17 protein-coding genes are annotated in these 14,368 nt (G+C 34.0%); 8 read left to right on the top strand and 9 right to left on the bottom strand.

Annotated features, from left to right (window positions below):
• The first annotated feature begins 2 nt into the window (after positions 1-2).
• The 4 genes from AR685_RS06215 (at position 3) to AR685_RS06200 (ending at position 5,066) form a co-directional block, all read left to right on the top strand.
• Positions 3-1,037, top strand: coding sequence for a phytase (locus AR685_RS06215; protein ID WP_059124038.1), 1,035 nt, complete (start codon positions 3-5; stop codon positions 1,035-1,037).
• 70 nt (positions 1,038-1,107) lie between these two features.
• Entirely contained in the window at positions 1,108-2,124 is a 1,017-nt protein-coding gene (locus tag AR685_RS06210; protein WP_059124037.1) for an NAD-dependent epimerase/dehydratase family protein, read from the top strand.
• A complete protein-coding gene (locus AR685_RS06205) occupies positions 2,124-3,884 on the top strand; it encodes an AMP-dependent synthetase/ligase (RefSeq protein WP_059124036.1) in 1,761 nt (586 codons plus the stop codon). Before AR685_RS06210 ends, AR685_RS06205 begins: the two co-directional genes overlap by 1 nt.
• Positions 3,885-4,007: 123 nt before the next feature.
• Complete coding sequence (locus AR685_RS06200; protein WP_059124035.1) at positions 4,008-5,066, top strand: diphosphomevalonate/mevalonate 3,5-bisphosphate decarboxylase family protein; 1,059 nt, start codon at positions 4,008-4,010, stop codon at positions 5,064-5,066.
• 143 nt (positions 5,067-5,209) lie between these two features.
• On the opposite strand, the gene AR685_RS06195 is transcribed toward AR685_RS06200, so the two are convergent.
• Entirely contained in the window at positions 5,210-6,292 is a 1,083-nt protein-coding gene (locus AR685_RS06195; protein WP_059124034.1) for an endonuclease/exonuclease/phosphatase family protein, read from the bottom strand.
• 127 nt (positions 6,293-6,419) lie between these two features.
• Between AR685_RS06195 and AR685_RS06190 the strand changes: the two genes are divergently transcribed.
• Together AR685_RS06190 and AR685_RS06185 are read left to right on the top strand one after the other, a co-directional pair.
• Positions 6,420-6,857, top strand: coding sequence for a nuclear transport factor 2 family protein (locus AR685_RS06190; RefSeq protein ID WP_047442580.1), 438 nt, complete (start codon positions 6,420-6,422; stop codon positions 6,855-6,857).
• A 6-nt stretch (positions 6,858-6,863) separates the two neighbouring features.
• Positions 6,864-7,241, top strand: coding sequence for a VOC family protein (locus tag AR685_RS06185; protein ID WP_059124033.1), 378 nt, complete (start codon positions 6,864-6,866; stop codon positions 7,239-7,241).
• A gap of 3 nt (positions 7,242-7,244) precedes the next feature.
• Here the strand turns inward: AR685_RS06185 and AR685_RS06180 are convergent, their stop codons facing one another.
• The 4 genes from AR685_RS06180 to AR685_RS06165 form a co-directional block, all read right to left on the bottom strand.
• Positions 7,245-7,631, bottom strand: a complete 387-nt coding sequence (locus AR685_RS06180; protein WP_131777600.1) for a hypothetical protein — start codon at positions 7,629-7,631, stop codon at positions 7,245-7,247.
• Positions 7,632-7,704: 73 nt separating this feature from the next.
• Positions 7,705-8,088: a DUF1634 domain-containing protein gene (locus AR685_RS06175; protein WP_047442583.1), complete on the bottom strand. Its 384-nt coding sequence runs from the start codon at positions 8,086-8,088 to the stop codon at positions 7,705-7,707.
• Positions 8,085-8,915: a sulfite exporter TauE/SafE family protein gene (locus AR685_RS06170; protein WP_047442584.1), complete on the bottom strand. Its 831-nt coding sequence runs from the start codon at positions 8,913-8,915 to the stop codon at positions 8,085-8,087. Before AR685_RS06170 ends, AR685_RS06175 begins: the two co-directional genes overlap by 4 nt.
• A gap of 104 nt (positions 8,916-9,019) precedes the next feature.
• Positions 9,020-9,790 (bottom strand): hypothetical protein, encoded by a 771-nt coding sequence (locus tag AR685_RS06165; protein ID WP_131777599.1) that lies wholly within the window; start codon positions 9,788-9,790, stop codon positions 9,020-9,022.
• A 226-nt stretch (positions 9,791-10,016) separates the two neighbouring features.
• Between AR685_RS06165 and AR685_RS06160 the strand changes: the two genes are divergently transcribed.
• Positions 10,017-10,565, top strand: a complete 549-nt coding sequence (locus AR685_RS06160; protein ID WP_059124030.1) for a DUF1543 domain-containing protein — start codon at positions 10,017-10,019, stop codon at positions 10,563-10,565.
• A 122-nt stretch (positions 10,566-10,687) separates the two neighbouring features.
• Positions 10,688-11,797, top strand: coding sequence for a 5-(carboxyamino)imidazole ribonucleotide synthase (locus AR685_RS06155; RefSeq protein WP_059124029.1), 1,110 nt, complete (start codon positions 10,688-10,690; stop codon positions 11,795-11,797).
• Between the two features lie 45 nt (positions 11,798-11,842).
• On the opposite strand, the gene AR685_RS06150 is transcribed toward AR685_RS06155, so the two are convergent.
• Genes AR685_RS06150 through AR685_RS06135 form a run of 4 tightly spaced genes read right to left on the bottom strand, consistent with a single transcriptional unit; the run spans position 11,843 to position 14,358 of the window.
• Positions 11,843-12,202 (bottom strand): hypothetical protein, encoded by a 360-nt coding sequence (locus AR685_RS06150; RefSeq protein ID WP_059124028.1) that lies wholly within the window; start codon positions 12,200-12,202, stop codon positions 11,843-11,845.
• 11 nt (positions 12,203-12,213) lie between these two features.
• The gene (locus AR685_RS06145; RefSeq protein WP_059124027.1) at positions 12,214-12,801 is read right to left on the bottom strand and encodes a hypothetical protein; all 588 of its coding nucleotides are present in this window, start codon (positions 12,799-12,801) and stop codon (positions 12,214-12,216) included.
• A gap of 45 nt (positions 12,802-12,846) precedes the next feature.
• Positions 12,847-13,533 (bottom strand): hypothetical protein, encoded by a 687-nt coding sequence (locus AR685_RS06140; protein WP_059124026.1) that lies wholly within the window; start codon positions 13,531-13,533, stop codon positions 12,847-12,849.
• A gap of 6 nt (positions 13,534-13,539) precedes the next feature.
• A complete protein-coding gene (locus AR685_RS06135; protein ID WP_131777598.1) occupies positions 13,540-14,358 on the bottom strand; it encodes a hypothetical protein in 819 nt (272 codons plus the stop codon).
• Positions 14,359-14,368 lie beyond the last annotated feature (10 nt).

Genomic DNA, 14,368 nt, shown 5'->3' with positions numbered 1-14,368 from the left:
AAATGAATAAAAGAATATCGATAAGAAATAGTTTTGCGGTGCTTGGCATGCTGGCTTTGTTGACTTCCTGTTCAGTAGTTCAAAAGAATAGAAATGCTTTAAAGCCTGATGTCGTTACAGAAAAAGTAATGTTCGATACAGATGATCCCGCAATTTGGATCAATCCTGTTGATGCATCGAAAAGCATTATTGTTGGAACAGATAAACAGACGGGTGGTGGTTTATACGCTTTCGATCTGGAAGGAAAAATTATTAATAAAGTAGCAGGATTGGGTCGCCCCAATAATGTGGATATTGGATACGGACTTTCTCTAAATGGAAAATCATTCGATTTTGCTGTAGTCACAGAAAGAGATACCGAAAAAGTGAAAATTTATTCGGTGCCGGATTTAAAAGAAATTGGTGAATTTTCAGTTTTTGATGGAGAGGAGCTCCGTTCACCAATGGGAATTTCTTTATACAAAAATCCTGAATCAAATGAGATTTATGTGATTGTTGGAAGAAAAACCGGCCCTAGTGGTCAATACCTGTGGCAGTATAAACTTTCTGATGACCAGGGTAAAATCAAAGCTGAGGTTGTGAGAAAATTCGGAAAGTTCAGCGGATTAAAGGAGATTGAAAGTATTGCTGTAGATGCTGAATTAGGATTCATCTATTACTCTGATGAGCAGTTTGGCGTTCATGTTTATTATGCAGATCCTTTAAAAGGGGATGAAGAAATTTTATTATTTGGGCAAGATGAATTTAAAAGTGATATAGAAGGAATTTCTATTTATCCGACAGAACCAGGGAAAGGATATATTTTAATTTCTAATCAGCAGGCAGATACTTTCAATGTGTATCTGAGAGAAAATCCGGCAAAAGGAAAAATTGCAGAAATTCCATTTTCAACAAGTGAAAGCGACGGTTCAGAGGTTACCGCAATACCGTTGGGAGATCGTTTTCCAAAAGGCGTTTTTGTAGCCATGAGTAACGGGAAGGTTTTTCATTATTATGATTGGCGCAAAATTGAAGAGCAAATAAAAAAGGCGCAATAATTTTTTTATACAATTTTGATCTTACGTCCTGTTTCAGAAATGAAGCAGGATTTTTCATTATATTTGTCGCATGATTTTCGTAACAGGTGCTACAGGAATTTTAGGCAGAGTAATCGTTTTGGAACTTTTGAAAAAAGGTGAAAAAGTGCGTGCTGCAAAAAGACCGTCCAGCAACATCAGCGAAGTAAAACATTCTTATCAGTTTTACACAGAAAATTCCGATACTTTTTTCAACCAAATTGAATGGATCGATGTCGATTTTGATGATATTCATTCTTTACAAAATGCTTTGAAAGACGTTACGGAAGTATATCACTGTGCTGCAAAAGTCAGTTTTCATCCAAAAGATGAAAAGGAAATGTATCACACCAATATCAAAGGTACAGAGAATCTCTTGTTTGTATGCGAAGATTCAGGTGTCCGGAAATTTCTTCATGTAAGTTCAATTGCTGTCTTAGATAGTTTTAATGATCAGGGAGAACTGGATGAGAATTCAGATTTTAATCCCAAGATTGAACATTCTGCCTACGCAATTTCAAAACATCTTTCTGAAATGGAAGTGTGGAGAGCTTCAGCAGAAGGCTTAAATACCATCATCATCAATCCGGGAATGATTGTCGGAACCGGAAATTGGGGAAAAAGCAGTGGCGATATATTCCCGACTTTTGAGAAAAATGCTTTTACATTTTCGGGCGGATCAAATTATGTAGACGTTCGGGATGTTGCAAAAGCTGCCACTGATTTAATGGAGAAAGACAAATTTGGAGAACGGTATATTTTAATTTCTGAAAACAAAAAATATACAGAGATCGGGAACCAAATCAGAAGAAAACTGGGTTTAAAAGACTCGAGCATTCTTTCAAAAGGAATTCTCAACACCGGAAGATGGCTCAATTTCTTTTTTGGATGGCTGATTCCACAACTGAAAATGGCAACCAAAACCAATATCGAAGCGGTGACTTCTTCAAGTATCATTTCAAATGAAAAAGTAAAAAAAGTTTTGAATTTTGAATTTATTCCCGTTCAGGAAAGTGTAGATTTCCATCTCAACAATTATATTAACGAAAAAAAGCTGACTAATAAATAATGAATCTTGCAGAGGCAATTATCAGTAAAAATGCTGAAAAACATCCATATAAATCAGCTGTTGGTTTTAAAAATAAAGAAGGATGGAAAGAATTGAGTTGGAAAAAATTCAGCGAAATTATCTACAAAACCGCAAACGCGTTAAAAAATAACGGAGTAGAAGAAAACGATAAAGTCGCCATCTACGCAGACAATTCTGCTGAATGGCTGATTTTTGATTTGGCAGCGATGTCAATCGGAGCGATTACAGTTCCGATTTATTCTACCAATAATGCCGAACAGGCAGAATATATCATCAGCGATTCTCAGGCAAAAATTATTCTGGTTGGGAACCAAGTGCAGTACGATGCGTCATTTGAAATTGTTCAAAAAGAAAACAGCCTTCAGACCATCATCGTTTCTAAAAAAGCAGTTTGGGTAAAAAAAGAAAATACTTTTTATTTAGAAGATTTTATTGCTAAATCTTCCCCAAAACTGGAGATTGTAAAGAAAGAATTTGATGATTTAGCGACGATTATTTATACCTCAGGAACTACAGGAACTCCAAAAGGAGTGATGCTCACGCACGGCAATTTTATTAAATCTTTTGATGCTCATTTTGAGTTTTTTAAGTTTAAAAATTTCGAAGAAGAACTATCATTAGCCTTTTTGCCACTGACTCACGTTTTCGAAAGATGTTGGAGCTTACTCTGCCTTTACGGTGGTGCAAGAGTCTATTTTCTGGAAGATCCTAAGGATATTGCGGTAACTTTGGAAGAAGTGAAGCCTACAATGATGTGTGCTGTTCCTAGATTTTTCCAGAAAGTATATGCAGGAGTGTTAGAAAAAGCAAAAGATGGTCCGTCATTCAAGAAGAAAATCTTCGATTGGGCCCTGGAAGTAGGAAAACAGACCGCAGAATTAAAAAGAGTAGAACAATCAGTTCCTTTTGGATTGATGCTGAAACATTCTCTTGCAAATACTTTAGTGTTCAGCAAAGTGAAACAAAAAATGGGCGGAAGACTTTGGTTTATGCCATGCGGTGGTGCTTCTGTTTCGCCCGATGTGACGCAATTGTTTGAAGCAATGGGACTGCACATCACGGTTGGTTATGGTTTGACAGAGACTACAGCAACTTTAACCGCTTTCCCTTTTACTCATTTTGAACATGGGTCTTGTGGAAAACCTTTACCTGGAGTTGAACTTCGTATCGGAGAAAATGAAGAAATTCTGGCAAAAGGAAACGGAATTATGAAAGGGTATTACCAAAAACCGGAAGAAACTGAAAAAGTTTTTACCCAAGATGGTTGGTTTAAAACGGGAGATGCCGGAAAAATTGATGACAACGGAAATCTGTTTATCACAGACCGAATCAAAGATCTGATGAAAACTTCAAATGGAAAATACATTGCTCCGCAACAGATTGAGAATATTCTGACCAACAATAATTTTATTCAGCAGATTGTTTTGATTGCTGAAGGACGACAGTTTGTATCAGCGTTGATCGTTCCAAATTTTGAGTTTTTAAAGGATTATATAAGCAAAAATAATATTCCGTTTACCAATTGGGAAGAAATTGTTCAAAAGAAAGAAATTGTCGATTTTTATAAAGATAAAATTAAAGAATTGCAGCATGAACTTTCGGATTATGAAAAGGTGAAAAAGTTCACTTTAATGCCTTCAGAATTTGAAATCAGCAGCGGAGAAATCACACCGACATTGAAAGTAAAAAGAAATGTGGTGCTGAAAAAATATGCGGATTTAGTTGAAAAAATGTATTAGGTTTTGGGCGAGGCCTGAACTGCGACCTTCATAAGAACTGGGTGAAACCCATGAATATTTAGACTAGATTTTATAGAATAAGCCCTGAAAGGGTGAAATTATTTGAAAGATAATTTATAAGTTATGACAACACAGGATTTTTTAGGAAAAGAAAATTTTAACATACAATCGACAGCAGTTTCAGAAAGCTGTCCCTCCAATATTGCCTTAATTAAATACTGGGGAAAATACAAAGATCAGATTCCTGCAAATCCAAGCATCAGTTATACTTTAAATCATTGTAAGACGAATACAACGATTGAATTTTCTGCTAATGAAGTATTTTCTGTAAAGACATTTTTATCGGGTAATGAAGAAGTGAAATTTGCAGAGAAAATAGAAAAATATTTTAAAAATATCGAACAGTATCTCCCTTGGATATTAAAAGGGAAATATATCATTAAAACGGAGAATACCTTTCCCCATAGTTCTGGAATTGCAAGTTCAGCTTCAGGTTTCGGAGCCATTGCCAAATGTTTGATAAAATTAGATGAAACATTTTCAGGAAAAAATTCTGACGAAGAATCATTACAAAAGGCGTCTTTTTTAGCAAGATTAGGAAGTGGAAGCGCATGCAGAAGTTTGTACAATGGACTCGTTGTATGGGGTGAATCTGATGTGGTTGAAGGGAGTTCAGATTTGTTTGCGGTAAAATATTCTGATGATGAAATTCATCCCATATTTAAAGATTTTAATGATTGGGTTTTACTGATTCATGAAGGTGTAAAAAGTGTTTCCTCAACAGTCGGCCACGGTTTGATGAACACCAATCCTTATGCAGAAAGAAGATTTCAGGAAGCGAGAGAAAATTTCGTTCCAATGAAAGAAATCCTAAAGGATGGTGATCTCAAAGGCTTTATCAAGTTGGTGGAACATGAGGCCTTAACGCTTCACGCAATGATGATGATGAGTGATCCTGCTTTTATTTTAATGAAAACCGGAACCTTAGAAGTCATCAATAAAATCTGGGATTTTAGAAGAGAAACAGAATTACCTTTATTCTTCACTTTGGATGCAGGAGCGAATGTTCACCTGTTATTTCCGAATGATGGATCAGAAGAAAAAATAAAAACTTTTATTGAAAGTGAATTACTGCAGCACACTCAGAAGAATGGGGTGGTGAAGGATATAATGACTTTTTAATAATATGAATATCAACTAAAGCGGACTTAGGTCCACTTTTTTTTGTGAAATGAACATGCATGAGTTCAGCCGAAAGTTATCATAACCATCCCGTCAAAAATTCTTGTCCCCAAAAGGAGGTAACTTTAAAAGGAGTGAAAAAATCAATCCTCGGTTACTACCGCATCACGCTGTCCATCTTCTTTTTTCCCTTCTTCAATAATTTCTTCAGCTTGGGCGATTTCTTCAGAGTCTGCCTGTTCTACACGTTCTTCCTGATCGTCGTTGTGATGGTCGATAAAAAATTCGCAGTATACAGGAAGGTGATCTGAACCGAAATTTTCTAGTGTTTTTAAATCTTTTATAAAAATATCCTCACTGTGAAACATCAGATCAATAGGAAATCTCAGCAGACGAGATTTTGCATGAAACGTTGATACGAAAGCATGACCCACTCTAGGATCTATTAGATGACTTGTTTTTCTGAATAGAATAGATGATTTTGACCATGCGACATTATTAAAATCCCCAACCACAATCACTGGTTTTGTAATATCTTTTACATGTTTTGCAACGCTTAGCAAATCACCATCTCTTTCTTTTGACGTTTCTTCTTCGGTTGGACTTGGTGGTGGTGGGTGAACGCCAAAAAAAACGAATTCAAATCCATCTTCAGTTTTCAAATGTGCCTCAATGCTAGGAATATCATCCGCTACAAAAAAATGCGTTTTAGATTTTTCAATTTTCATTTTTGAATAAAAATGCATTCCGTACGTATTTTCAAGTGTGACTTTATGTTGAAATGGATACTCTTTCTCCAAAACCTTCAACGCTTGCTCCCAATCACTATTGCTTTCCATCGTAAGAAAGATTTCGGGCTTGTTTCTTTTGATCAGCTGGATAAATTTGTCAAAATCTGTATTGAACTGATATACATTTGCAGAGATGAAATGATATTTCTGTGATGAATTTTCAGTTTGTGCATGTTTCTTGACTTTATAAAGCGGAGTATACTTGATTAAAGTGATTCCATGAAAAATAATCATGGCCAATAATAAACTTTGGATGTACCAGAAATATTCGGTTTTTTCGATGATAAATCCTAGAACAAACGTTACAATAAGAAAATAGGTAATTTGAATTTTACCAAAATCAGGAAAGCGAAAAATCCAATGCGGACTTGGAATTTTTGGTAATACAGTTAAAATCAATAATAAAGTACTTAGAACAAGGTAGGTTTCCCACATATTTCTTAAAATAAACGAATAAAAGTAAGTTATTTTAAGGTAATTTCGTGCCAGATTTATTTAAATTTTGTTAATTATTCTGCGTTGAATCATATATTTTTTAATTTTAGGGTTTAAAACTAAAGTCATGAGAAAATTATTTGCCGTTTTGATGTTTTTAAGTTCGTTTTGCTTCGCTCAGAATACAGATCAAAATGCTGTGAAAGAAACTGTAGAAAGGCTTTTTGTAGGAATGAAGAGTGCAGATACTACAATAATTAAATCTGTTTTTGCTGACGCAGCAATTTTGCAAACGATCACAAAAAACAATACTGTGAAAACAGATAAAGTTCAAGACTTTGTAGATTCAATTTCAAAGTTATCCAAGAATGATGCAGACGAAAGGATTAAGTTTGAAGCCGTTCACATTGATGGAAGTTTAGCAAGTGTTTTCACACCTTATGAGTTTTACTTTAAAGGAAAGTTTTCGCATTGCGGAGCCAATAGTTTCCAATTGGTCAAACAGAATAATATTTGGAAAATTCAATATTTAATCGATACAAGAAGAACAAATTGTAATAAATAATTAAAAGTGAAAATACATCATATCGCCATTATCTGTTCTGATTACGAAGTCTCAAAAAAGTTTTACATTGAAATTTTAGGCTTAAACATGATCCGTGAAGTGTACCGTAAAGAAAGACAGTCCTACAAATTGGATTTAGCCATCGGAGAACATTACGTGATTGAATTATTTTCATTTCCTAATCCACCGGAAAGACCCTCAAGACCCGAATCTTGTGGCTTAAGACATTTGGCTTTTTCTGTTGAAAATGTAACTGAAAAAAGGAAAGAATTAATTCGTAAAGGTGTCAACTGTGAAGAAATCCGCATTGATGAATTTACCGGAAAAGAATTTTTCTTTACACGGGATCCTGATGGTTTGCCGCTGGAGTTTTATGAAGAATGAAAACTATATCTTAACTAATTTAATAATATGTAAGTTATCTTTTCGTTTTTGAAGTTCTTTGACTATAAACTTGTCAGTTCTTTTTTCACTTTTAATCACAAGAACTAAATTTTCGGTTTCCACATATTCAATTTCATACCAATCGTCTTGTGTTGTAACTTTTGAGTAAGGTGGTTCTTTACAGCTATAAGCTTCGGTTTTTATAAACTTATTCTTCTTGTAAAAAGTCCATTCATCATATCTACAACAATCTGAATATTTCTCAAACTTTGTTTCAAAGAGATTGATTGTATTACTACTAGTATCTACACAGATCTTCCAAGAATTTTGACCTACAATAATTTTTGATTTTTTAGGTTGACTAATGCTATTCTTAAATATTTTCTCCATTTCTTTTTTAGTTTGAGCAGATATTATACTTGCTGTAAAAAGAAATATGAAGGAAACCGATTTATATAGTAATTTAATGCGCATACCCGGTAAAGAAACTCACCGCCATAATCGCCAAAACAATAGAAGAAATAATCACATACGTGTAATCTTTTTCTTTCAGATAACCGATTAATGCAAAGATAATTCTCATTAAAGGTGTGAAAATAAGCATCAGAATTCCTAATTGAATGATGGCCATCCCTTCACCTTTGCAAAGCGTTTCCCAGAAATGACTCCAGACTTTTTCTGAAGATGTTCCCATATCAAGAAGCTTGTATTTCCGGGGCATTTTAAAGCCTTCCATGAAAAGTTTAACAAAACCTATCAGCGAGGTGATCACCGCTAAAATAACGCCTAAACGAAGGAGATTTCCTACGGAACGGTTCAAGTCTACATCAGTGAAATTCTTTCTCATGAAAAATTGCTTCTAATTCCGTTATACATCATATAAATGGAGAGAATCGTAATAACGATAGCGAAAAATGTCTTCAGCTTTTTCGTTTTAGAAACCATTAAAGTTTTTGATCCGATGAAACTTCCCACCACAACGCCCACCAAAACGGGAGCCACAATCACGGGGATAATTTCACCTCTCTGAAAATAAATTAATGAACTCGCAACCGCCGTTACGCCAATCATAAAGTTGCTTGTCGTTGTAGAAACTTTGAAAGGCAGTCTCATCATATTATCCATGGCTAAAACCTTCAAAGCACCAGACCCGATGCCTAAAAGACCAGACATGGCACCTGCAAACATCATCATAAAAAATCCAGGAATTGTATTTCTAGCAGCGTAGCTTTTCATAATACCTTTATCTGGAAAAGTTCCGTATAATTTAAGTTTATCCTCCAAGCTGCCTTTAATAAGTGATTCCTGGTGGTCGGGTTTTCCTTTAAGATTTAATACAACAGTAAGGAGTAAAATACTTGCGAAAATAATTCCGATTGTGTTGGGATTAAGCATTCCTGAAACTAAGGCTCCGACTATTGCACCGGCCGTTGTTGCAATCTCCAAAAACATTCCGATTCGCATATTTGTAAAGCCTTCTTTCACAAAAGCGACAGCTGCTCCAGAAGAAGTTCCGATAACCGAAATCAGTGAAGCACCAATTGCATAATGCATCGGAACGCCAAAACCCAGCGTAAGTAAAGGGATGATGATAACTCCTCCGCCCAAACCTGTAAGTGAACCTAAAAGACCTGCTGAGATAGCGCCAAGAAAGAGAATAATGATTTCTGACATGTTACAAATATAAAACTATTGGGGTTTTTGGGCAAACTTTAGTGAAAGATTATTTTTTGCTTAATTTCATGAGATTATAATCTCGTATTGCACTGTTTATTTTATCAGTTTTTATTTAAATTAATCCTGTAAAACTCCTTAAAAACATAGTATGTAAGCTTTAAGCGTGGGTAAAAAATATTCCCAATATATTTCAATTGATGTGTGTAGTATTTATTTTTATAATTCCATGTATTTTGATAATTTGATTCAGTTGTCTGAATTTTTTGAAAAGGTATATTCATGGATATTCCTAAGTCAAACTGATTTCTCCATCCGAAATTTAAACCAAATCCTATATTTGAACTGATGGTGTAGCTTTTTTCACCCAGATTGGTTTTATAATAACTTTCATAATAAATTGTTTCAGTTAGTCCATCCTGTGATTCTCCATTTCCCTTGTTGTAGCTCATGACAGTATTATTATAGTCTGCGCCTACACTACCCTCAACGTAAATGAAATGTTCTCTCCACGGAAATAGCCTTCTGTATCCTACAAAGAGCGAAATACAGTCATATTTCTGCCCAAAGATTTCTTTATTGCTAAATGGAATTTCAGGTTCATTGAGATTGTATTCGTATTCTATTTTTTTTCTTGTAACTAACAGATCTGCGAATAATTTATTTCGTTCGTCTAAATTTTTCACCAGTTTGGCTCCAAAATAAAATGATATCGGTTTGTTTGGGTTGAAGCGACCCTTGTCTGTCGGGATATCGTTTCTATAAAAGTTCATACCGGATCCCACAGTAACTCCTAAAGAATAATCAGATTGAGCATAATAACTTCCCGCTAAAAAAAAGAAAGTAATAATAGCAGTTTTAAAAGATAATTTCATGGTAATAAACAAGTTTTCCATCTAACGCAAAAACGGGAGTAAAATTTTTGAAATTTTTATTATTTTTTCCTTTAAACCAATTTTCAGAATGAGAATGATTAAAATTCAGTTATGAATAAAATAATGATGATTCTGAATAATCTTAAATATAAAACTACTGCGCTTTTCGGGTAAACATTAACTCAAGATTATTTTTTGCCGTATTTTTGCAAAAATAAAAGTCATAATGAAATTGTTTTATGTCATTCTTGGTGCCACTCCGAAGGGAAGAAACATTGAGCAGCATGATGTGTTTTTTGGAATCGCAGAAAATCTCAAGGATTTGGTTCCTGATATGAAAGATTTCTGGAAAGAAGCCGAAGGGAAAATTCATCTTGACTGCTATCAGGAAGTGAAATTTGCTGATGGTTTTGATGTGAAAATCGTCGAGAAAGAAGAATGTATTTCAGAAAATCAATTATATTTTATCAATTTAGGCGGATATAAAAAAGGTTATTTCGAAGAATTTCATGAGCAGCATTTGATGGTCGGAACTTCAATGGCAGAGATTGTAAAAAAAGCCAAACAAACTGAGTTTTATAAGACAATGGGTTTTGAAGGTGCAGTAAGTCATATCGATGATAAGCACGGAGTTGATATTGATGATATTTTTAATGTGAATGATATCCTTCCTAAAAAAATGAAGGAAAAGTATTCAATTATTTTAACTAAATCTGAAGAGGAAAATCAGGAAAATCCAATAGGATTGGGGTATTTGAAAATTGATAAAATTTAAATGTTGTGTTGTCGTTCTTAATGTAGTGCAGCAGAATGAAGAATCTCAATACTAATTTTAGAGAGGAATGACAATTCGAAAATTTTTTAAAAAAATAATATAATAGTAAATAAAAATAAAAAATGAAAATAGGAATTTTAGGTGGCGGACAGCTAGGAAGAATGTTGATTCAGGAAGCTTTAAAATATGATGATGAATTTTATACCTTAGACCCTGCTTCAGATGCACCTTGTCACAATATTTCGCATTTTACACAAGGAAGTTTCAATGATTATGATACCGTTCTGGATTTTGGAAAAGATAAAGATGTGTTGACGATTGAAATCGAACACGTGAATGCAGATGCTTTGGCTGAACTTGAAAATCAAGGAATAAAAGTAGTTCCAAATTCTTCTATTATTAAAACGATTCAACAGAAAATTCTTCAGAAGCAATTCTATAAAGAACATAATATTCCAAGTCCCGAATTTGAAATTATGGATGGAACGGAAGATGAAATTAAAATCGCATTGCCTTTCGTACAAAAACTGAATACGGGCGGTTACGACGGAAAAGGTGTACAGGTCATCCGTACCAACGAAGACATGAAAAATCTCTGGACTCAGGATTCTGTTCTGGAAAAACTTGTTGATATTGATAAAGAACTTTCTGTCATTGTAGCCAGAAACGAAAACGGAGAAACACAGACTTTCCCCGTAACGGAAATGGTTGCTGACCCGAAATTGAATTTGCTTGATTTTAATATCTGTCCGGTTTTCTTAAGTGAGGAAATTGAAAATCAGATTAATTCTATCACCGAGAAATTTTTGAATGCTGTCAATTCTCCGGGATTGTTTGCGATTGAACTGTTTTTAGATAAAGAAGGAAAAGTTTGGGTAAACGAAACAGCTCCTAGACTTCACAATTCAGGACACCAAAGTCAGGAAGGAAATGCCAATTCGCAGTTTGAACAAATGTATCGCGTGGTGAAAAATTTACCTTTAGCTGATACCGACGCCATTATTTATAGCGGAATGTTGAATTTGGTGGGTGCAGAAGGCTATTCCGGAAGAGTAATTTACGAAGGGATGGAAGAAGTCTTAAAACTTCCTGAAACCTACGTTCATCTTTACGGAAAGACGGAAACTAAACCCGGTAGAAAAATGGGACACATCAATGTTTTGGCGGATTCAAGAGAAGAGCTGATGGAAAAATTGGTGAAAGTAAAAGCGATGGTGAGAGTAATTGCTTAAGATTTTAAAATATATTGAGAAAGACTGCCCTAAAGCAGTCTTTTCTTATTTTAATACTATTTTAGGAAAATCAATGGTCCATTTCTTTTCTTGTGAATTCCAAAGTAAATAAGGTCCATCGAAACCATCGATATACACTAATTCATAATTTCCGTTTGGTTCAGATGTGTATGTAGGATTTGCAGATTCATCTTTTTTAAATCCTAATTTTTCTAAAGTCTGCCAATCATTTGTTTCAGGAAGTTTTCCATTGCTTTTCTTGTAATTTTCAATTTTTTCAATCAATTCATTTCCAAATTTGATATCAGATTTTCTGGTAACTTCTATTGGGAGATTCCAATAAACTATTATCGATAAAATAATGAGAATGATAATTGAGATGGAGATGATGAGTGCTTTTTTCATGAGTTTTAAATTTAATCTTTACTTAAAATATTCCAAAGTTGTAAATAATCACCATCGGATCCAAAGTTATCAGTATTTGCTTTTGTTCCTAAAATACGATATTGATGACAATTAAAACAAATTTTCATCATACCAGTTATTTCATCATTATTTTTAAAAATTAGAATATCTCGATAAACGGGAATACAGGCTCTAGCGGTACCATCTTCGTATGGTTTTTCAATAAAAATTTTATTAAGCGCTTCAAATTTTGCTGAGTCAATTTTCTTTTTTGAGTAACCAATCTCATCCATGTAAATTAGAAAGTCTTGATCTTGAAGATTATCAGGAGTTTCATTCACAATTACTTCGAACTTTAATCTGTCAATTTTCGATTTTTTTTTGTTTTCAAATAGAGATTTTACAGACTTATTTTCTTTTTCAAGATGATAATAATCTATTGCATCATATTGGAAAAACTTATTACCGTATTTTATTTTGGGAATTTCATTATTTATGTTTGTTTTTTGATTGGTTTCAGTGTCATTCACATTATTACTTTGTTTTTTGTCAGTGCATGCAACCAATAAAGTTAAGATTAAAGCAAAAATTTTGTTCATGGAAGTTTTTTAAGTCAATGTTTCAAATTTAAAAAAATCATTCGATCACTCATACTTCCTAAAAAACTCATAATCATACGGAATTCTCATCGACAGATCTTTGGTATCCCAAATATCATTTTCTGAAGCCTGATAAAAATCGTAGGCATTTTGCATGAAATTTTCCCCGTTGGGTGCTTCCTGCCAGGTTTTTGTGTCACGATTGTACAACATAATCATACAGCTCACACAACGGAAATTACCTTCTGTGTTCTTGTTTTCATAGCATTTTCCAATTTTGATGTCGAGCTTCTGATTGATGATGACATCAGTTAATCTTCCCTGCGTAAACCTGATTAATGCAGCCTGTGCATCGTTATCTTTTGGGGGATTTTCTGCTTTTTTAAGCTGATCAAAATTTGCATTTTTAATGAGTTTAAGCTCTTCTCTTTTCACCGCTTCAGTCATTCTTGTAGTATCGTAAGAATAAAAATCTGCACTGCTTGCAACATCTACTGTGTCTGTTGAGGAAGCGATTGCAGGGTTTTCATCTAGGAGTTTTTGATTCTGTTTATAATTTTCCCAGTCTTCTTTGCTGTAGGTTAGATATTGCTGAATTTTATACAGCAACGTTTCATTTTTTTTAACCTCAATAAAATTGCTGACTGCTAAAAAAACGATGATCAATAAAAGGGATAGTCCTACAATTTTTAAAATACTTCGTTTGGGCTTTGACGATGGAAATTGTTTCATTACAAATCAATTAATGTTTTTTTCTGTAGTAATGGCGTTTTTCTCAAGATTATAAATCATATACTTACTTAAAGCAGGAGAGTAGACCGAAAATTCTTTCAAACCTGGAAAGAATGGAGCATACAGTCGAAAGGTACAAATGTCTGTCGCAGAAATAAAAGGATTTGTTCTCAAGTGGCTATGAGTAGCCATCGTAATTGTTCCGCCGCCGGGAGGATTCTGAGTAGGAATCAGTCGCGAATGAAATTTGTGGTGTTCAAGAATGACACCGTTTTTGTCAGAGATAAACAGGTAATCATTCCCAAACGGGATTACTCCATTAGATGAAGTACCGCTGATCAGATAAGTTTTGAATTTTACCTGGTCAGCAGGAATGATGATGACATTCAAATTAAAACCATCATAACTTCCAACTTCATATTTCGGATCTGCGAGCTGTTCTATTATTTTTGAACGAACATTTTTTAAATCGATCTCCAAACCATTGAGGTTTCTCTCATTTAAGTTTGTTTTTATAGGCTTTTTATTATCATTTTTAAAAACATATTCTGCCACAATTTTATTTTGGGCTTTGTTTAAAAATACCGCTTTTACAGAATCATTTGTTTTATACGTTAAATATTGACCAGCAATATTTTGAACTTTATTATTTTCTCTCAAAAGATCTGAAGAATGCCACGCAGCGTTTTCTAATGTAAACAGCAGGTTTCCTTCAGTTTTTACGGAATCTAATTTCTGTTTGATTTCCAAATCAGAAAACGTTTTGTCCTGAGCGAACATAAAAATGGAACAAAGAAAAAAAGGTAATAGAAATAATTTTTTCATATCGAGGTGA

Origin of the sequence: Chryseobacterium sp. JAH (assembly GCF_001507335.1) — a bacterium.
GTDB lineage: Bacteria > Bacteroidota > Bacteroidia > Flavobacteriales > Weeksellaceae > Chryseobacterium.
Note: the sequence above shows the minus strand (reverse complement) of the source record. Positions and strands in the feature narration are given on the sequence as shown.